Genomic DNA, 19,649 nt, shown 5'->3' with positions numbered 1-19,649 from the left:
TTTGACCTCGCGCCCGCATTTCCGGCTAGTGATGGTCCTCATCATTGTAGTCGCCAAAGGGGCGATCGATCAGAGCACCGAAGAAGATCGCATTCATGAAGGCCCGCTCAGTGCCGCGGAATGTGGCCCGGAACATCGGGTTGTCGGCGAACATCACGACGCTGCCGCGACCCAGCCGCTGAGCGATCACGGCCGGCGTGCCGCTGATTTCATCCTGGCGCATCTCAGAGGCATATCCCGACATCAGCGGATCATCCGCGTACTCAGCCACCACAGCGAAGGGGTTGCCCTCCGGCCGTTGCAGGGTGAGCGTGGTATTGCGGTGGACGGGCAGGAGGCGATCACCATAGCCGAAGCCAATCGGATGTGAGGGGTCCAGATCGGTCTGGAAGATCGCTCCGCCAATGACATGTTCAGCGTCATCGACCCCGATATCCGCGTAATTGCGGCGGTCCGGTGTCTCGCTATCCGTGTCCTCTTCAGTGTCGTCTTCCGCTTCCATATCGAAGAAGGTCGACTGTGCCATGACCGAGGCTTGGCGCATGGTGACGAGCACTCCGCCATCCTCACGAATCCACTGTTCGACCCGCTCGGCGCTGCGCGAGGGCAGGCTGGTATTGCCGCCACCGACAATCACCATATGGGTGTAGCGAGACCAATCGAGGCCACCCAGATCATTCTTGCGGCGCAAGGTGACCGGTATGTTCATGCGGTGATCGAGCTGATGCCAGACTTCGCCGGCATCATAGCTTGTCAGCCCATTGTCAAACAGGACGAGGATTTCGGGGCGGCGCACCGCACGGAAACCATTGCCGTCACCCAGGTCGGGTGAACCTGCCGCCGTCGAGCCGGATGTCACGGCGTGAACCGCAACACCATCATCTTCGGCTATCGATGCGACGAGCTGATGGATGGTCTCGCGATCCGGGTCCTGACCGACCAGTGGCACAAAGACCGCGCCCGGGCCGAACTCCGTGGCGCCCGTATGCGTCGCTATCGTTGCCGGCTCGGTGGCAACACGAACGCGGACATCGGCATCCAGCAGGCGATAGAGGGCACGCGGTGCATAATAATCCGACCAACGCAGGACATAGCCATAGCTTGACCGCGGCGGCGCCGGCTGGGCGAGCGATTCCGGACCTGTTTCCGCGCCGAGCAGATCAGTGGACCAATCGCGACCCAGAGCCGTGTAGTCGAGGTCATAGGCCAGAGGCAGGGTCCAGCCCGAAACATCGTAGAAAATGTTTTCTTCGAACTCGGTGGGTTGGTCGAACATCGACCTGATCATCGTGTATTGCGGCTGGGCCAGTTCGACGACGAAACTCTCGTCGGCGCGATAGGTGCGGCCATTGCTGCGCACATCACGGGCCAGTCGATTGACCCGGATGTCATGGCGATTGAGCAAGTCGACAAACATGTTCGCGCGGGCCGGGTCACCGTCCGCCGTAAAGACGAAGCCGCGATCGCGGTCGCGCCCGGCCTCGGTGGCCGAATTGGCAAAAAAGTCGCGCTGATAGGCGGCGATCTCGTCATGTCCGGCAATGCCGCCTTCGATCGTGGTCAACGAAGTGCGGAAATGGGTGCGAACATTGTCGCCATGACTGACCAGGCCCCGTTCGGCTTCGATCAGGCCGCCGCGGGCCGCGCCGATCTCGAACAGGATGCCAAGCGAGCCATTGACCTGCGGATAGGTCGAACCCTTGCCGACATAGAAATTGTCGAAGCCTTCCTCGGACGTATATAGCCGCGCCTCACTATCGAGGAAGTCGATGTGGTGCTGGGCGATGCCAAGGGTCAGATCGCGTGCCCGCTCCGGGATGAGGGGATTGCGGCGCAGGGGTTCGCCGGGGTGGAAATAGAAGGTGCTTTCCGTACCCATCTCGTGGAAGTCGGCGGAAACCTGCGGCTTCCATTCATGCCATTGCTCCAGCCAGGCTTGAGATTCAGGCTGGGTTTGCAACAGCCACTGGCGGTTGAGATCGAACCAGTAATGATTGGTCCGCGCGGCAGTCCACAAATTATGCTGTTGGTGATCGGGATCGGTCACCCGGACATCGCCGCCGAAGGTCTCAACATGATTGACCCGGCGCGAATGGCCATCCGGATTGAAGATGGCGGTGATCAGGATGACGCTGTCGTCCAGGGTCGACTCAATCTCGGGGCCTTGCGCAGCGGCGAGGTGGTAGAGTGTCGGGATGGATGCATCCATCCCGGCGGACTCGGCACCATGGACCCCGTAGTTCAGCCACAGGATGGCAGGGCCATCACTCACCGGCGCGCCCGGCTCGAGCGAGGCCAGGTGCTGGGCCCGGATCTCGTCGATACGCGCATGGTTTTCCGGTGAGGTGACGACAAAGAACAGGATCGGGCGCCGCTCATGGGTGTAGCCGATCGTCTCGACCGAGATACGGTCGGACCCGTTGGCAATCTCCGAAAGATAGCTCACCAGCTGGTCATGGCGTACCGGGCGGTCGCCGACCCCCCATCCGATCACATCCTCTGGCGCGGGTACGTCCGGGTCATAATCGATGCCCTCGACCTGGAAGAATTCGACCGGCTCGGCCAGGGCCATGCCGCCCAGGCCGCCGACCATCAGGCTGGCCCCAAGCAGGGCGTTCTTGAGTGCGCGTGTACAGGTCATCGGCTTCCCCTCGTGATTCTGGATAGTGCTGCGCGAGAGGCTAGCGCGGCGCGCAGACTTGTCCACTCGCCGGGCAGTATCCTGACGCAACCGCGGCGCCCATAGCCCAAGGATCGCTAGAGATCGAGTTCTTCGGTGACGAAGCTGGCATTGTCCTGGATGAACTTGAAACGCGCTTCCGGCTTCTTGCCCATCAGGGTCTCGACCAGGGCTTCCAGGCTCGGCAGATCATCCTCATCGATCACAACGCGCGCGAGCGTACGCACGGCGGGGTCCATCGTCGTCTGCTTGAGCTGGCTCGGAGTCATTTCTCCAAGGCCCTTGAATCGGCCGACATCAATCTTGCTGTTGGCCTTGAACTCGTCGCGGATCAATTGTTCGCGATGGGCGTCATCGCGGGCATACAGCGTACGCGTCCCTTGGGTCAGGCGATACAGCGGTGGCTGGGCCAGGAAGAGCCGTCCCGAATGAATGAGCTCAGGCATGGACCGGTAGAAGAAAGTGATCAGCAGCGCAGCGATATGGGCGCCATCAACATCGGCGTCGGTCATGATGACGACGCGCTCATAGCGCAATTCTTCCAGCTTGAACCGGCTCCCAGTCTGGCAGCCAAGCGCGAGCAGGAGGTCGCTGATTTCCTGGTTGGCGGAAATCTTGTCGGCCGTCGCTGACGCAACATTGAGGATCTTGCCGCGCAGCGGAAGAATGGCCTGGGTCTGGCGTGAACGGGCCTGCTTGGCAGAGCCGCCGGCCGAGTCACCCTCGACCAGGAAAAGCTCGGTCCCGTCGGCATCGGCGCGCGAACAATCCGCCAGTTTGCCTGGCAGGCGAAGGCGACGCGAGGCAGTCTGGCGCTTGACGTTCTTTTCCTTGCGCCGGCGCATCCGGTCATCGGCGCGCTCAATTGCGAATTCAACGAGCTTGGCGGCTTCCTTCGGTGAGCCGGCAAGCCAGTGGTCGAACTGGTCGCGGACCGCGGTCTCCACCAGCTTGGTCGCTTCCGGGGTCGCCAGGCGTTCCTTGGTCTGGCCCTGGAATTCAGGATCACCAATGAAGACCGACACCAGCGCGCCCGCGCCCCCCAATACGTCCTCAGCCGTTATCTGAGCCGCCTTCTTGGCATGGGTGTGCTCGGCATAGGCGCGCAAGCCCTTGGAGAGGGCCGCGCGGAGACCCTGCTCGTGGGTGCCGCCCTGTGGTGTTGGAACCGTATTGCAATAGGACTGGCAAAAGCCGTCTGCGTCGCCGCCATAGCCATTGCCGGACCAGGTGATCGCCCACTCGACGCCGCCCGCGCCATCCTCGCGCTCGACACGCCCGGTGAAGGCTTCAGCCGTGATGAGCGCGCGCTTGTCGGCCATCTCCGTCATCCGGTCAGCCAGCCCGCCCGGGAAGCAGAGGATATCGTCAGCGGGGATGTCCGTGCCTTCAACCAGGCTCGGGGCGCAGCGCCACTGGATCTTCACGCCACGGCGAAGGAAAGCTTTCGACCGCGCCATCGCATAGATGCGCGCGGGTTTGACCGACATCTTCTCGCCGAAGATCTGCCGATCAGGCAAAAAGCGGATCTTGGTGCCACGCCGGTTCGGTGCGGCGCCGGCATTGACCAGCTTGCCGAGCGGCAGGCCGCGGGAATAGGACTGGGTCCACAGCGTTTTTTCGCGCGCGACTTCGACGTCAAGAACTTCCGAGAGGGCGTTGACCACTGAAATGCCGACGCCGTGCAGGCCGCCGGAGGTCTTGTAGGCACTGTCGGAGAACTTGCCGCCGGCATGCAAGACCGTGAGAACGACTTCAAGCGCCGACTTGTCCGGATACTTGGGGTGAGGGTCGACCGGGATGCCCCGCCCATTGTCCGTCACGGTGATATAGCCGTCCTCGTCGACCGCGACCTCGATCCGGTCGGCCCAGCCGGCCACGGCTTCATCCATCGAGTTGTCGAGGATCTCGGCAAAGAGGTGATGATAGGCACGCTCATCAGTCCCGCCGATATACATGCCCGGACGTCGGCGAACGGCTTCAAGACCTTCCAGCACCTCGATATGGGCCGCCGAGTAGCCCGGGGCCGGGGCCTTGGAAGGGGTCGGCGCCGGAGCACCGCCAAACAGGTCGGAATCGGAGTTCTGGTTCGACATCGGTCCACTTTGCACGAGTCGGCGGCAGGTAGGGGAATTCTACGCAGCGAATCGGGCGCGGATAGCCTGTCTGTGCAGCCGTCGACAGAGGTTTTCAGGGTGTTCCACACAAAAAACCGGCCCGACTGCATTGCAGCGGGCCGGCTGTTTGAAACCCGGAGAGATGGATCAGAAGATCATCCGCATGACCAGGCGGGCCGTGTGGCGAATGAAGTCCTCGCGCACATCAGCGTCATAGTCGAACGAGAAGGTCGAATAGCCCGACCCGGCAGCAATACCGAAGCCCAGGATCGCGCCGGTTCCCGGCATCGCCTGTGAGCGCAGCGTGAAGGTGTCGTCAAAGTCCGAGAAGCTCGCTGTCGTCTCGGCATCGGAATCGCCGAACTCGTTGCGGAAGCCGACCCGCACTGTCGGAGCCCACCAGGAATTGTCATTCTCGAAGCGGGCACCCAATGTCATGAGGCCTGTACCCGAGAAGCTGGTGGTTTCCCGATCACCGACCGAAAGGTCGACGCCGATACCGCCACCGGTTTCGGTGTAACCGCTCTCGCTCAGGCGCAGGTAATCCACCGAGAAAGCGGGCCGGAAATACCAATTGTCGGTGAAAGCGATGTCCCGACCGATGCGGGCTGACGCTGAGGTGTGCCAGCCGGTCCATTCCGCGCTTGGCGAGGCATCAAACTCGCCGATCAGCACGCGACGATTATGCTCAAAGCTGTCATAGCCAAGGGCGGCGTAGATATCGAGGTCGAACATGTCGGTATGAGCGCCGGCATAGGCACCGATTTGAGCCGTCAGCGCACTCATCGGGTCATCGACGCCGTCCACTTCCGAGACTTCGCTGGCCGCGCCGACGAAGTTCAGACCGGCGGCATAGAAGGGGCCGACGGGGCGGTCGAAACCCACTGCGACACCAATACCGTGACCGCGATAGCCCGGACCGAAAGCGGTGCCGGCGCGATCGGCGAAGTAACCGAATTCCTGGATCCAGAGACCACCGGTCTCTTCCGGGCTGCGACGCACGGCTTCCAGGCGATTGGCGAGCGCGCCGACCGAGCTGTCATTGGCCGCGAGCGCAAACTGGATCGCGCTGGCAGCATATTCCGGGAGCAATTGGTCATAGGCCGAGAAGAATTCATCCTGGGTGAGCAGGGATGCGATCGCCTCGCCGAGAAGGTCATTGCCCTGCCAACCTTCCAGGGCTGCGGCATAGGCAGCGCCCTGATTGGCGTTCATCCCCAATTCTTCTGCCGTGCGACGACGCAGGGTCAGGATGAGCGCATTGGCATTATTGGGGTCGAATTCGAGGCTGGATTCATACAGCCAGGGAGCCTCGGTGTTCTGAAGGATGTCGAGGCTTTCCTCGATGACAAGATTATTCGCCGACACAACGACATAGGTCGCGCCGTCGCCAATCAGATTGGCCAGCGTCGCGGCGACACGAGAGCCGGACTGGAAGGTGATGTCGCCTGACGCCGTCAGGCTGGCTGCCGTACCGGCGTCGTCGTCAATCTGGAAGCGGATGACGGAGCCGTCGCCGAAGCGTGCGGTCGCAATGTCGGCGCTGGTGCTGGCGCTGAGGCTGAGACCGGCATTATCGACTTCGATCGCGAGATTGCCGTCGGAATCATTCAGGCCACCCACAACCGTGCCGCCGGTGATGATCAATTCGTCAGCGCCATCGCCGAAGCTGAGATCGCCCGTCACGGAGCCGGATTCAACTTGCAGGCGGTCGTCGCCGGATCCGAACCGGACGTCGCCGATGATCTCTTCGACGAAACCATCTTCGGCGTCATCCGCGCGGTATTGGCGCACGGTCGTTCCCACGGTGTTCGCCGAAAGATCGATCGCAACCAGATCATCAATCTGGGGGTCGGTGCCCGGGACGGTGTTGAGGTGATAGGCGCCGATTTCACCGGTATTCTCGATCATGGTGAGAGAATTGGAGACATCGGTCAGCGCGGTGCCGCCGCCACCATTGAGCGCGGTCGCATCGATGACGCCCGAATTCACGAGCATCGGAACATTCGCACCGGTATCGATATAGACGCCTTGCGCGTGAGACCCTTCGCTATTCGTCCGGATCAGGATGTTTCCGGCATTGGCAAATGTCGGGACAATCGCGCCATTGCCCATCAGGACGCCAGTGGATTGTCCGGCCCAGGCCGAGCCGCCGATATCGCCCTCATTGAGGAAACCACCGGTCAGGCTGACCGTATGCCCGTCCGTGCCATTGACGAAGAGCGAGACGGTATCGACACCGTCCAGATTGCCGGCGGACTGGATATTGCCGCGATTGACGAGCGCGTAGCCGATCAGCTCGGCAGCGACGCTTTCATCAACATCGGCCGTGTCGGGATCATCAGGAATCGCTTCCAGGACGACTTCGCCGAGGACAATGTCGCCGGAGCTCGCATTGGCCAGGATGTGCGCCGCCGGTGCAGAACCGCGAACGGAAATATTGGCTGACGGTGTGCTGGGTCGGTCCGTAGAGAAGCCGCTGAAGAAGACGCCACCGCTGACATTGCCGTTCACCAGGACAGGTGAGGCGCTATCGGCGCGATCCTCGGCCTCAAGCGTGTCGCGTACGTCTTCATTCGGCCGTCCGATGAAGCGGTAGGCCGTGGCATTGACGGTACCGCCAATGCTCAATGCGCCGTCAATGTCACTGGCAATCAGGATGCCGCCACTGCCTTCGCCATTGGCTTCATAGCGGCCGTCGAGCGTCACATCACCGGTGACCGTGCCGCGCAGCTCGACGCCGAAACTGTTGTCGCCGATCACGCGGATGAGGCCTGCGGTGCTGATATTGCCATCGAGGCCCGTCAGAAGACGCAAGCCAGCTGAATCATTGCCGATCACGGTCATCGTGCTGCCAGCGGATGCCACGATGTCGCCGGTGAAGACGGCTGCCCCGTCAACAAGGATGGCAACGCGGTTCGAGCCAATGGCGATCGGGCCATCCACAATACCGTCGGCGGGGTCATCCGTGTCGGCCGCGCGGGTCTCGGCGACAACCTGGATGGTTCCCGAATTCGTGATGTTGCCGGTATTGCCACCGATGGCGTGAATGCCGACGCCGCCATCATCATCGCCTTCGATGATGATCGAGCCGCTATTGGTCACGTCATTGTCGCTGTCGATCGTGACCGCGGTCGCGTTCGGAACGAGCGTAACGCGGCCGCCGGCCGTGATGACAATATTGTCGGCGACGCCGCCATCGCCCGCCGTGGAGGTGGCGATCGGCGTGGTGATTTCGTCGCTGATTTCGCGATCTGCGAAAGCGGCAGGAGCTGTAACGGTCAGCGTGGCAAGGGCGCTGGCGAACAAGAAACGGCGACGCATACGAACTCCTGACAGGACTTCCCCGAACGGGGTTGGTCGAATGAGACACGATTTGTAGCGAAAGCCCGCGCGCTCGTCGACCGTATCGGGTGCGCTGAGTGCAAAAGAAAGCGGCCGGACATGGGTCCGGCCGCCAACTTTAATTGGAATTTGTTCGAAACTGCTTGATTTAGCAGGAGTAATACATGTCGAACTCGACGGGGTGAGGGTGCATTTCGAAGCGCAGGACCTCTTCCATTTTGAGATCGATATAGGCGTCGATCTGGTCGTCATCCATGACGCCACCCTTCTTGAGGAAGTCGCGATCGCCATCGAGCGATTCCAGGGCCTCGCGGAGCGAGCGGCAGACGGTCGGGATGTCCTTGAGCTCTTCGGCCGGCAGGTCGTAGAGATCCTTGTCCATCGGATCGCCCGGATCGATGCGGTTTTCGATACCATCGAGGCCGGCCATCAGCAGCGAGGCGAAGGTCAGATAGGGATTGCCGGCCGGATCCGGGAAGCGCGTTTCCAGGCGTTTGGCGTTCGGCGAGTTGACCCATGGGATGCGGATTGACGCGGACCGGTTGCGGGCCGAATAGGCCAGCAGGACCGGCGCCTCAAAGCCCGGCACAAGGCGCTTGTAGGAATTGGTCGAGGCGTTGGCGAAGGCGTTGATCGAGCGCGCGTGCTTGATGATGCCGCCGATATAGTGGAGGCAGGTTTCCGACAGGTCGGCATAACGATCGCCTGCGAACATCGGCTTGCCGTCTTTCCAGATCGACTGGTGGACGTGCATGCCGGTGCCATTGTCGTTCCAGACCGGTTTCGGCATGAAGGTTGCCGTCTTGCCATAGGCATGGGCGACCATATGCACCGTGTACTTATACAGCTGCATGCGGTCGGCCATCGTCGTCAGGGACGAGAATTTCATGCCGAGTTCGTGCTGGGCCGGCGCGACTTCATGGTGATGCTTTTCCGGATTGAGGCCGAGTTCATCGAGCACGGTCAGCATCTCGGTCCGCATGTCCTGGCCGCTATCGACCGGATTGACCGGAAAATAGCCGCCCTTGGGACCCGGGCGATGACCCATATTGCCGCCCTCGAACTTCGAGCCGGTATTGTGGGGCATCTCTTCGCTGTCGAGCTTGTAGCTCGTGTCCTGCTGGCTGGTCGAATAGCGGACATCGTCAAAAACGAAGAATTCTGCTTCCGGACCGAAATAGGCCGTGTCGCCGACACCGGAGGCCTTCAGGAAGGCCTCGGCCTTCTTTGCCGTGGTGCGCGGGTCGCGGTTATAGGCTTCGCCCGTCCCCGGCTCGAGAATGTCGGCCAGAATGACTGCGGTCGGCTGTTGGTAGAAGGGATCGACCTCGCAATACGAGGCGTCCGGCTTCAATACCATGTCGGACTCGTTGATCGCCTTCCAGCCGGCTATCGAGGAGCCGTCAAACATGATGCCGTCCTCGAAGAAGTCCTCATTGACTTCCGAACGGTCGAAGGTGACGTGCTGCAGCTTGCCGCGCGGGTCGGTGAAGCGCAGATCGACAAAATTGATGTCTTCGTCTTTGAGCTTTTTGAGAATTGCGTCTGACATGGGCCAGGCTCCGGATTACTGGTCAGGTTGGATTAGAGAGCATCGCGGCCGGTCTCGCCGGTCCGGATGCGGATCACACTTTCGATCGGGCTGACGAAAATCTTGCCATCGCCGATGCGGCCGGTCTGGGCAGCGGTCTGGATGGCTTCGACAGCGGCGTCCACGCGATCTGCGGGAAGCACCAGTTCGATCTTGATCTTGGGCAGGAAGTCGACGACGTATTCGGCGCCGCGGTAGAGTTCGGTATGCCCCTTTTGCCGACCAAACCCCTTGGCCTCGATGACCGTAAGGCCTTGCACACCGATCTCCTGCAGGGCCTCCTTCACGTCATCAAGCTTGAAGGGTTTTATGATGGCTTCGATTTTTTTCATCACGGACTCCATGATCTCTCGTTGAGGCTAGACGTGGCGTAGGCAGTGACAAGACCGAAACAGGTCTGCACGGCAGCGGGTTGATCATATGCCTCACAATCAGGCACAGCTGCCACAGAATGGAGCGAGCATGGCCACGGAAATTCTGACCACCGCCGACAGCGCGCGCTGTGACCGGTTCGCCGTCGAAAACGGCGTCAGCTCGCAGGCGCTTATGAAGCGGGCCGGGGAGGCGGTGAGCAAGGCGATTCGCGCCCGCTGGTCGATGCGCCCGGTGCTGGTTCTGGCAGGGCCCGGTAATAATGGCGGTGACGGATTCATCGCCGCCGCCGCGCTGCGTGATGCGGGGTGGCCGGTCCGGGTCACGCTGCTCGGTGATGAGGCCCGGCTGGACGGCGACGCGCTCTGGGCGCGGTCGGTCTGGAAGACGGGCTTGGTCACGGAATCACCCGATACGCGCCTGAATGGCGATCTGGTTGTTGACGCGCTGTTCGGGGCCGGGTTGTCCCGCCCGCTCGACGGTGAAGCCGCCGCGTGGTGCAAGGCGCTTGATGATGCATCCGTGCCGGTGGTTTCTGTGGACCTGCCCAGTGGCATGAATGGCGACGCCGTCCCGGTCGACGGGCCGTGCGTCGCGCCGGACCTGACCGTCACGTTTCATCGCAGAAAGCTGGCGCATCTTATTGACCCTTATGCGGAAAAATGCGGTGAAGTCTTGCTTTGCGACATCGGCATCCCCGATGGCTGGGCGGGCTCTGTGCCCCCGGTTGCGCGCCAGACCACTGCCCCGGCATGGCCGTCTGCCGGAGCGCAATCCGATCCGGTGGCTCACAAGCACAGGCGAGGGCGGGTCGCTGTCTTCAGTGGTGGCGCGAGTGCCAGCGGCGCGGCGCGCCTGGCGGCGAGGGCTGCGTTGCGCGCCGGAGCGGGCCTGGTGACGGTGTGTTCGCCGCCATCAGCCAGCCTCGTCAATGCGTCCCGTCTTGATGCCATCATGCTGACGCGTTGGTCCGGCGGCGAAGATACCGCCCGCGTCCTCACCGATTTGCGGGCCCAAGCCGCCGTCCTCGGCCCGGCCATGGGGATGGGAGGGGCGACTCGCGACAGTGTTCTCGCGGCGCTTGCCACGGGCCTGCCCCTGGTTCTGGACGCTGATGCGCTCACCAGTTTTGAAGGCGCGCCGGAGGCCTTGTTCCAAGCACTCCATGCGCACTGCGTGCTGACGCCCCATGCCGGCGAATTCGCGCGGCTCTTCGGGCGTGATGACCCGTCGCAGAACCGGCTGGACCAGGTTGGCGCCGCCGCGGACCGGGCCGGTTGCACGGTTTTGCTCAAGGGACCGGCGACGCTCATTGCAACACCCGGGCAATTGCCCTGGATCAACCGGCATGCGTCGCCCTGGCTGGCGACTGCTGGCAGCGGGGATGTTCTGGCCGGGATGGTTGCGGCGGGGCTTGCCGCCGGTCTTTCGCCTCATGATTCTGCAGCTGGTGCGGCGTGGCTGCACGGCGATGCCGGGCGACGACTTGGTCCGGGCCTGATTGCCGAAGACTTGCCCGAGATTTTGCCCCAGGTGCTGCAGGCCGTGATCGCGCGTCACAGGCGCGAGTCCGCCCTGACCCATCTGCTGGCGCATGGAAGCTAAGCGTTTGCGGGGCTTGGCACTTGTCGCGGAGCGGTGCAGGGTCGCTGGACGTCCTTCCCCCGGGGTGAAACATGGCTGAATCGACCTACCGCGCAGACAATCAACTCGACGCTGACGCGCTTATCTTCCACATGAAACCGACGCCCGGAAAGCTGTCCGTGGCGGCGACCAAGCCGATGGCAACACAGCGCGACCTAGCGCTCGCCTACAGCCCCGGCGTGGCAGCGCCAGTGCGCGCAATCGCGGAGAATCCCGAGACCGTCTACGACTATACGTCCAAGGGAAATATGGTGGCGGTTGTATCGAACGGGACGGCAATCCTGGGCCTCGGCAATCTGGGTCCTGCGGCGTCCAAGCCGGTGATGGAAGGCAAGGCGGTGCTGTTCAAGCGCTTTGCCGATATCGACGCGGTCGACATCGAGGTGGATTATACGGATCCGGACAAATTCATCGAATGCGTCCGCGGGTTCGGCGACACCTTTGGCGGCATCAATCTGGAAGACATCAAGTCACCGGAATGTTTCGAGATCGAAACGCGCTTGCGCGAAGACCTCAACATCCCGGTTTTCCATGATGATCAGCATGGCACGGCGATCATCGCAGCCGCCGGCCTGATCAATGCCTGTGACCTTACAGGCCGCAAGATGGAAGACTTGAAAGTCGTCCTGTGCGGGGCCGGCGCTGCCGGGCTCACCGTGCTCGAGCTGATCGAGTCGATGGGAGTGAAGTCTGAGAATACCATCGTCGTGGACATTGATGGCGTTGTCTATGAGGGCCGCCCCGGCGGACATGACCGGCTGAACCGGCATGCCATCAAGACGGACAAGCGAACCCTTGCCGATGCGGCACAGGGTGCGGATGTCCTGCTCGGCCTGTCGGCAGCAGGGGTCTTTACCAAGGACATTGTCGCTTCCCTGGCGCCCAATCCGATCATTTTCGCCATGGCCAACCCGACCCCGGAGATCACACCGGAGGAGGTCAAATCGGTTCGTGATGACGTGATCATGGCGACCGGTCGGTCGGATTATCCCAACCAGGTCAATAATGTTCTCGGCTTTCCTTATATCTTCCGGGGCGCGCTGGATGTGCGGGCGCGAACCATCAATGAAGAGATGAAGATCGCCGCGGCGCGGGCGCTCGCCGCTTTGGCGCGCGAGGATGTGCCGGACGAGGTGGCCCAGGCCTACAAGGTCGATCGCCTGCAATATGGTCCCGACTACATTATCCCGACGCCGTTTGATCCGCGCCTGATTTCCTGGGTGCCTCCCTTCGTGGCCCAGGCTGCGATCGATAGCGGCGTGGCACGCCGCCCGCTCGAAGACAATGACACCTACAAACAGGTTCTGGCCCGCCGTCTGGACCCGACCGCCGCCGTCCAGCAGCGCATTTCCGCGTCCATTCGGGCCGAGCAGAAAACCATCGTGTTTGCCGAAGGCGAAGAGCCCGCAGTGATCCGCGCCGCCCATGCTTTCCAGGTCCAGGGGCTGGGCAAGGCGGTGCTGGTCGCGCGTGAGGAGGTGGTGGCTGCCAATATGAAGGAATTGGGAATTCCGGCCGGTTCGCTCGAGGTCTGCAATGCCCGGCTTTCGGAGTATAATGCGGACTATTCCGACTATCTCTATGAGCGCTTGCAGCGGCAGGGATATCTGCGCCGGGACGTCCAGCGGCGTGTGAATAATGACCGTAATGTCTTCTCCGCCTGCATGCTGAAAATGGGTCATGCCGACGGGATGGTGACCGGGGTGACGCGACACTCCAACGTGGTCATGAATGAGGTCGAGCTGGTCCTGGACCCGATTGAGGGCAGCCGGCCGGTCGGCGTGACGATCGCGGTGACGCGTGGGCGCAGCCTGGTCATTGGCGATACGTCGGTCACGGAATTCCCGGACGCCCGGGCGCTGGCCGAGATCGCGGTCGTGACCGCGAATGCCGCGCGCCGGTTCGGAATTACGCCGCATCTCGCCTTCCTGTCCTATTCCAGCTTCGGCAATCCGCCGGGTGAGCGGACAGCCAAGGTCCAGCAGGCGGTCGAAATCCTCGATGCCGAGGGGGCAGACTTCGAATATGAGGGCGAGCTGGCGGCCGACGTCGCGCTCGACCCGGATCATCACAAGCTCTACCCGTTCTCCCGCCTGACCCAGCCGGCCAATGTCCTGATCATGCCGGCCATTCACTCCGCCTCCATCGCGGTGCGGCTGCTCAAGGCAGCGGGCGGCGCGACCGTGATCGGCCCGATGCTGGTTGGCCTGGAAAAACCGGTTCAGATCGCGCGCCTTGGCGCGAATGTGACGGATATCGTCAATCTGGCGGGCATCGCGGCCTATGACCTGAACAAAGTCCCGGGCTGACCATCACGGGGGCTCTCCGGCCGAACCGGTCACCGGCAATCACAGCGAATTGACAGTCACGTGCTGCAGACACGACGTGTCATACCTATCTATGTTCGTCTGCGAGTGAAGAGGGGACAGCATGGCCGGACGGGCAGCACGCGACATGACGGAAGGCCCGGTCTTCGGGCACATTCTGCGCATGATCATGCCGATGAGTTTCGGCATTCTGGCCATGATGCTGGTCGGTATTGTCGACACCTATTGGGTCGGCACGCTCGGTACGGCGCAGCAGGCGGCCGTGCAGATGAGCTTCCCCGTCACCATGCTGGTCATGAGTGTCTCCATCGGCCTCGGTGCGGGGGCGGTTTCGGCTGTCTCGCGGGCCGCCGGTCGCAATGACGGGACCTCGACCCTAGCCCGCATTTCCACCGATGCGATGGCTTTGGCCCTGATATCCGTCGGCACTGTCTCCTTGCTCGGTGTTGTTTTCGTGGAGCCGATCTTTACGGCTCTGGGGGCGAGCGAGACGATGCTCCCACACGTCGTCGATTACATGACGGTCTGGTTTTCCGGCATTGTGCTGATTGTTGGCCCGATGGTCGCCAGCAATATCCTGCGCGCCCTCGGAAATGCAGTCGTGCCGAGCCTGATGATGATCGCGGCCGCCTTCGTGAATCTCATCCTCGATCCGATTTTTATCCTCGACGATGTCTTTGGACTGTTTCCCGGCCTGGGTTGGGGCGTGTCCGGCGCAGCGCTGGCAACTGTTGCCGCCAATGCGGTGACGTTCGTGATGGTCGCCTGGTATCTCGGCGTGAAGGAAAAATTGATTGATTTCAAGCCGGAAGACCTCGGCGAGGTTTGGCATCATTGGGTGGATATCGCGCGCGTCGGAGCGCCGGCCTGCCTGTCCAATGTTTTCAATCCGCTGGCGATGACGGTGGCCATGTCTGGTCTTGCCATGGCGCGCTTTGGCGATTCCGCGGTCGGCGGGCTCGGTGTTGCTGGCCGGATCGAGGCCTTTGCCATCGTTCCGCTGTTCGCGCTCTCGGCCTGTATCGGCGCTGTGACGGGTCAGAATGGCGGCGCTGACCGTCTCGACCGGGTCCGTGAAGCCTTCCGCTCGAGCTTCCTTTTCTGCATGGGCTGGAGCCTGACCATTGCCGCCATCTTGTGGGTGACGGCGCCCTGGCTGGCGACGGCGTTTCTGCCAAGTGAAGCGGGCCAGTCGACGGCCATCGCTTACTGGCGGATCGTGCCGCTGACCATTGTCGGTTATGGCATTACCATTGCCGCTTCGGCCGGCTTTAACGGGCTTGGCCGACCGGCGCACGGCATGGTGATAACCGCGTCCCGGGCGCTGGGCTTGATGATCCCCGCCGTCATCATCGGCGCTCACCTCATGGGCGCGCCGAATGGTGTTATCTGGGGTGTGGCCTTTGCCAATATTCTCGCGGGGGGCGCCACCGCGCTCTTCGTCCTGACGCGGGCGCCGATGACGGCGAAACATGGCAAGCAACGCAAGCGCCGGGCGCCGCTTGCCGACCCGGTCGCGGCCGAGGACGCACCCTAGCGGCGCGTCAGCACGGCGGCGAGTTCCGGCTTCCCATTCAAACTGGGATGCGGCCAGGCCTGGATGTCATCCGGGTCCGGCCAGATCCACGCTGTCTCGCTGAACAGTTCGCGCATGGCATCAAGTGGGCAGCCGAAGGGCGGGCCGCCGGGCTCGTCCTTCTGCATGAAAAGGGCGAGGAATTGCCCGCCCGGTTTCAGCCAGAGATTCGCCAGGGCGAAAGCGTAATCCTCGCGAAGGCGCGGATGGATAGCGCACAGGAAAGTCTGGTCATAGACAAGATCGACTGGCTCATCGGGGCGCCAGAGCTGGTCACCCGGGCGGAGGATGTCGGCGGCGATGCAATGGCCCGTCAGCTTCGCCGCGCGCAATGCAGTTTTTTGCCAGGCAATCGCGGTATCAGACAAATCGGCTGCGGTGACCGACAGGCCGGCCCGCGCAAAGGCGGTGACTTCCGGACAGCGACCGCAACCCGGCACGATGACCGAGCGACCGGGCGCCAGGACGCCGGTTTGCAGCCAGACTTCAGCGGCCGGGTGCAGGCCCGGGCGTTCCCAGGGCGTGTCATCATTCCTGAAGCGGGCTTCCCAATCGATCCCGGTACGGTCTTCGGTCTGGCTCATCACGCCACTATCGGCAGACCCGGCCTGTGCGTCTAGGCAGCCTTGTGCATCCGGTAGAGGTCGACCATGGAGAGCGCCTGACCGGGAGCGGGTGAGGTTCTGTCCGGAACCACGCTCTGACCGGAGAAGAAGCGGACGCCGCTGGCCATGGCGGCCTTGAGAACCAGCAGATCGCGGACATCATGCAGATAGGTCGCGGCCTTGTGGGCTGCTGCCGCCTTGACCATCTGGTTCAGCGCTCTCGCATCATGGTCCATCATGCCTTCGGAATTGGCATTGGTCGGTGCGGGCGAGGCGCAGGAAAAGAGGCTGATCGGGCAGGCCGCGAAGGCCTCGAGTTCGGTTTCGCCGAACGGGATTTCCGCCATCAGCCCGACCCCCAGCTCTCCCAGTCCGGCCAGCGCCTCGGCCTGGCTTTGTGGTTGATCGGAGAGCCCGTCGATTCGGACGAGCAGCGACTTCCGGGCCGGCGCCGGCAATGTCTCGATGCGCGCGCTCAGCCTGGCTCTGTGATCGCGGTCCGACCAGCAGCTCGCATGAAGGGCAATGCGCAAGCGGATACGCTTTTGCTTGCGGGCGAAGGCTGTGATCATGCCGATCGCAGCATCCAGGGCGCACATGTCCAGATCTATCTGGCTGATCTTGGACATGCCGGTTGAGATGGCGCGGCGCCCTTCGAGCGCCCGACCACCCACCACGACCTTGGCAAGCGCGGCATTGATGGCAATGGACTGTTTCTGGGCGTCCCAGAGCGGCCGATAGTGCGCGAGCACGTCCTCGTCTTCGCATTCCGACACCGGTCGACTGCGTGGAAAGGGCGGCGTTTGGGCGGGGGTCGGTTTTGCTGGGGCTGCCGGCGCGGCTTTCGGTGCCTGCGGCGGGGAGGCGGTTATCGTTGCCAGTTGGGTGATCTCGTCCGCTGCAACGCGGCTGGCCTCGCTCTCAATTCCGAGTTCCGAGGTTTCCGGAGAGCCGAGGAAGAAAGCCATCAAGGCGTCCCCCAGCTCGGCCAGAAAGGCAGCCGGGTCCTCAGGCGCTTCGGCGAAAAGGACCAGGAAGCCTTCTTCGCAGGGAATCACGGCGTCATCATCGGACAGGCGCCGGGCGAGAAACTGGGTGCCGGCAGTGAAAACTTTCTTCTTTGCAGTCGGCCAGTTCTCGCCAGCCTTTTCCCGAACTGCAGTCAGATTGACGAGACGGAATTGCCCGACATCAATGCGCTCGCCACGCGACATGGCCCGCTTGATGAATGTTTTTAGGTCAGCCGTCATCGATGTCCGTGCCCGGAATGCTTGCAGGCAGTATGCCCCTGAATGCTTAAGACCGGATTGACTGTAACGTGTTTGGAACGGGCCGGAATGCAGCGCGTTGAATGCCGGTCTTGCCTGTCCTGCCAAGCCGCGCCATAACGCGCGCCCGGCCTGCGGATGTGGCGGAACTGGTAGACGCGCCAGATTTAGGTTCTGGTGCCGAGAGGCGTGGGGGTTCGAGTCCCTCCATCCGCACCACCCTTTGCCCGTCGGGCTCCGGGTGGCGAGCTGTCGGCGGTCGCGCCGTCTCGTGCACGGGGTGTGGCTCAAGCCCCGTTGACCCCCGGCTTTGACCACTGACTCTGCTGCGCTGTGCGGCCGAACCGCTCCGCAGCGTTGCCTACGCCGAATCCGCGTGACATAACGCGCGCTCGATTTTGCACGCGGTTTTTTGCCGCCCGTCTGTTTGAACATCTAAGGCTAACCCATGAACGTCATCGAGAAAGCCTCCGAAGGCTTGAGCCGCACCTATGAGATCGTCATCCCGGCTGATGATCTGCAAGCTCGCCTGTCTGCGAAGATCGAAGAGATCCGCCCGGAAGTCCGCCTGAAGGGTTTCCGCCCGGGCAAGGTGCCGACCAGCCACATCCGCAAGATGTTCGGCGAAAGCATCATGGGCGACCTGCTCAACGAGCTGGTTCCAGAGACCACCCAGAAGACGCTTGACGAGAAAAAACTCCGCCCGGCATCGCAGCCGGATATTTCGGTGACCAGCGAAGCCAAGGACGTGCTCGGCGGCAAAGCTGATTTCGTGTTCGAGATCGCCCTTGAAATCATGCCTGATTTCGAGCCGGCTGATCCGGCCAAACTGTCAGTCACCCGCCCGGTCGCGGTTGTCGAGGACGCTGAAGTCAACGAGGCGCTCGAGCGTCTGGCCAATGAAAGTCGTGAATTTGCGGCCAAGAAGGGCGGCAAGAATGCCAAGGCGGAAGACGGCGATGTCGTCGTCGTCGACTTCGTCGGCAAGCTGGACGGTGAAGTGTTCGAAGGCGGGTCCGCCGAGGACGCGCGCGTCGCAATCGGCGATGGCGCCTTCATCCCGGGCTTCGAAGAGCAACTCCTCGGCGCCAAGGTCGGCGAAGAGCGCGAGCTCAATGTCACCTTCCCGGAGACCTACCAGGCTGAACAGCTGGCCGGTAAGGCGGCTGTGTTCGAGGTTACCGTGAAGGGTCTCGAATCCCCGCAGGACGCCAAGGTTGATGACGAGCTGGCCAAGCGCCTGGGTCTCGAAAACCTCGACAGTCTGAAAGAGGCGCTGAGCAAGCGTTTCGAGGGCGAGCATGCCCAGCAGTCGCGCATGAAGGTCAAGCGTGACCTGCTCGACAAGCTGGATGCCGAACACAAATTCGACCTGCCGCCGAAAATGGTTGAGGCCGAGTTCGAGAATATCTGGCGCGAAGTGGCGAGTGCCATCGAGCAGGATCAACTCGAGGACGAAGACAAGTCCAAGTCGGAAGACGAGCTCAAGAGTGAGTATCGCGATATTGCCGAGCGTCGTGTGCGCCTGGGCCTCGTGCTGGCCGAGATCGGTCGCCGCAACAATATCGACGTGACCCAGGAAGAACTGTCCCGCGCCATCAATCAGGAAGCGGTGAAGTATCCGGGCCAGGAGCGTCAGGTCGTCGAGTTCTATCAGAAGAACCCGAATGCCGTCGCCCAGATGCGTGCGCCGATCTACGAAGAAAAAGTCGTGGACTACATCCTTGAACTGGCCGATGTGAGCGAGACCAAGGTTTCCAAGGACGCGCTCTACGCGGACGAGGACGAAGCGTCCGCCAAGCCGGCCAAGAAGGCTGCAGCGAAGAAGAAGGCACCGGCCAAGAAAGCCGCCGCCAAGACGGACGAGGCTGCTGCCGAGAAGAAGCCGGCCGCCAAGAAGAAGGCGCCGGCGAAGAAAGCTGCTGCCAAGAAAGACGATGCCGCTGCCGAGAAGAAGCCGGCTGCGAAAAAGAAGGCGCCTGCCAAGAAGGCTCCGGCCAAGAAGGCGGCTGCCAAGAAAGACGCGTAGTTCGACACGCGTTCCGCAATGATACAGCGCCGGCGCTTTTTTGCGCCGGCGCTTTTCGTTTCGGGACGAATTGACAGATGCGGCTGCAGCGCGCG

Annotated in this window: 11 protein-coding genes and 1 tRNA gene; 5 read left to right on the top strand and 7 right to left on the bottom strand. The window is 62.3% G+C overall.

The annotated features are described in order from the left end of the window. Positions 1-25: 25 nt before the first annotated feature. The 5 genes from JXQ94_RS07245 to JXQ94_RS07225 all read right to left on the bottom strand — a co-directional run bounded on the left by JXQ94_RS07245 (position 26) and on the right by JXQ94_RS07225 (position 10,065). A complete protein-coding gene (locus JXQ94_RS07245) occupies positions 26-2,641 on the bottom strand; it encodes a M14 family zinc carboxypeptidase (protein WP_421923099.1) in 2,616 nt (871 codons plus the stop codon). A gap of 116 nt (positions 2,642-2,757) precedes the next feature. Next, positions 2,758-4,776, bottom strand: coding sequence for a DNA topoisomerase IV subunit B (gene parE, locus JXQ94_RS07240; protein ID WP_421923098.1), 2,019 nt, complete (start codon positions 4,774-4,776; stop codon positions 2,758-2,760). A gap of 168 nt (positions 4,777-4,944) precedes the next feature. Further along, entirely contained in the window at positions 4,945-8,121 is a 3,177-nt protein-coding gene (locus tag JXQ94_RS07235) for an autotransporter domain-containing protein (RefSeq protein ID WP_421923097.1), read from the bottom strand. A gap of 169 nt (positions 8,122-8,290) precedes the next feature. Further along, positions 8,291-9,694 (bottom strand): type I glutamate--ammonia ligase, encoded by a 1,404-nt coding sequence (gene glnA, locus JXQ94_RS07230; RefSeq protein ID WP_421923096.1) that lies wholly within the window; start codon positions 9,692-9,694, stop codon positions 8,291-8,293. A 32-nt stretch (positions 9,695-9,726) separates the two neighbouring features. Next, positions 9,727-10,065, bottom strand: a complete 339-nt coding sequence (locus tag JXQ94_RS07225; protein WP_295692425.1) for a P-II family nitrogen regulator — start codon at positions 10,063-10,065, stop codon at positions 9,727-9,729. 130 nt (positions 10,066-10,195) lie between these two features. Here JXQ94_RS07225 and JXQ94_RS07220 point away from each other — a divergent pair, with 130 nt between their 5' ends. From JXQ94_RS07220 to JXQ94_RS07210, 3 genes are all read left to right on the top strand, one after another. Then, positions 10,196-11,710 (top strand): NAD(P)H-hydrate dehydratase, encoded by a 1,515-nt coding sequence (locus JXQ94_RS07220; RefSeq protein WP_421923095.1) that lies wholly within the window; start codon positions 10,196-10,198, stop codon positions 11,708-11,710. A 71-nt stretch (positions 11,711-11,781) separates the two neighbouring features. Beyond that, a complete protein-coding gene (locus tag JXQ94_RS07215) occupies positions 11,782-14,058 on the top strand; it encodes an NADP-dependent malic enzyme (protein WP_421923094.1) in 2,277 nt (758 codons plus the stop codon). A gap of 121 nt (positions 14,059-14,179) precedes the next feature. Then, positions 14,180-15,613, top strand: a complete 1,434-nt coding sequence (locus JXQ94_RS07210) for an MATE family efflux transporter (protein ID WP_421923093.1) — start codon at positions 14,180-14,182, stop codon at positions 15,611-15,613. Here JXQ94_RS07210 and JXQ94_RS07205 read toward each other — a convergent pair. Both JXQ94_RS07205 and JXQ94_RS07200 read right to left on the bottom strand, forming a co-directional pair. Beyond that, positions 15,610-16,236 carry a methyltransferase domain-containing protein gene (locus tag JXQ94_RS07205; protein ID WP_421923092.1) on the bottom strand — a complete coding sequence of 209 codons (627 nt, stop codon included), beginning with the start codon at positions 16,234-16,236 and terminating at the stop codon, positions 15,610-15,612. The two genes, JXQ94_RS07210 and JXQ94_RS07205, sit on opposite strands and share 4 nt — an antisense overlap. A 32-nt stretch (positions 16,237-16,268) precedes the next feature. Next, positions 16,269-17,507: a hypothetical protein gene (locus JXQ94_RS07200; RefSeq protein ID WP_421923091.1), complete on the bottom strand. Its 1,239-nt coding sequence runs from the start codon at positions 17,505-17,507 to the stop codon at positions 16,269-16,271. A gap of 152 nt (positions 17,508-17,659) precedes the next feature. On the opposite strand from JXQ94_RS07200, the gene JXQ94_RS07195 reads away from it, so the two are divergent. Next, a tRNA-Leu gene (locus JXQ94_RS07195) sits at positions 17,660-17,744 on the top strand. Between the two features lie 229 nt (positions 17,745-17,973). Then, positions 17,974-19,554, top strand: coding sequence for a trigger factor (tig, locus tag JXQ94_RS07190; RefSeq protein WP_421923090.1), 1,581 nt, complete (start codon positions 17,974-17,976; stop codon positions 19,552-19,554). Positions 19,555-19,649: the final 95 nt, after the last annotated feature.

Origin of the sequence: Maricaulis maris, from assembly GCF_049116555.1 — a bacterium.
GTDB classification, from domain to species: Bacteria; Pseudomonadota; Alphaproteobacteria; order Caulobacterales; family Maricaulaceae; genus Maricaulis; species Maricaulis maris_C.
The sequence above is the reverse complement of the archived record's forward strand: the minus strand, read 5'-3'. Positions and strand labels throughout refer to the sequence as shown.

Bases quoted from the DNA above. Each gene is read 5' to 3' on its own strand.
- JXQ94_RS07245 (WP_421923099.1), bottom strand. From the start codon at position 2,641: ATGACCTGTACACGCGCACTCAAGAACGCCCTGCTTGGGGCCAGCCTG.
- parE (WP_421923098.1), bottom strand. From the start codon at position 4,776: ATGTCGAACCAGAACTCCGATTCCGACCTGTTTGGCGGTGCTCCGGCG.
- JXQ94_RS07235 (WP_421923097.1), bottom strand. From the start codon at position 8,121: ATGCGTCGCCGTTTCTTGTTCGCCAGCGCCCTTGCCACGCTGACCGTT.
- glnA (WP_421923096.1), bottom strand. From the start codon at position 9,694: ATGTCAGACGCAATTCTCAAAAAGCTCAAAGACGAAGACATCAATTTT.
- JXQ94_RS07225 (WP_295692425.1), bottom strand. From the start codon at position 10,065: ATGAAAAAAATCGAAGCCATCATAAAACCCTTCAAGCTTGATGACGTG.
- JXQ94_RS07220 (WP_421923095.1), top strand. From the start codon at position 10,196: ATGGCCACGGAAATTCTGACCACCGCCGACAGCGCGCGCTGTGACCGG.
- JXQ94_RS07215 (WP_421923094.1), top strand. From the start codon at position 11,782: ATGGCTGAATCGACCTACCGCGCAGACAATCAACTCGACGCTGACGCG.
- JXQ94_RS07210 (WP_421923093.1), top strand. From the start codon at position 14,180: ATGGCCGGACGGGCAGCACGCGACATGACGGAAGGCCCGGTCTTCGGG.
- JXQ94_RS07205 (WP_421923092.1), bottom strand. From the start codon at position 16,236: ATGAGCCAGACCGAAGACCGTACCGGGATCGATTGGGAAGCCCGCTTC.
- JXQ94_RS07200 (WP_421923091.1), bottom strand. From the start codon at position 17,507: ATGACGGCTGACCTAAAAACATTCATCAAGCGGGCCATGTCGCGTGGC.
- tig (WP_421923090.1), top strand. From the start codon at position 17,974: ATGAACGTCATCGAGAAAGCCTCCGAAGGCTTGAGCCGCACCTATGAG.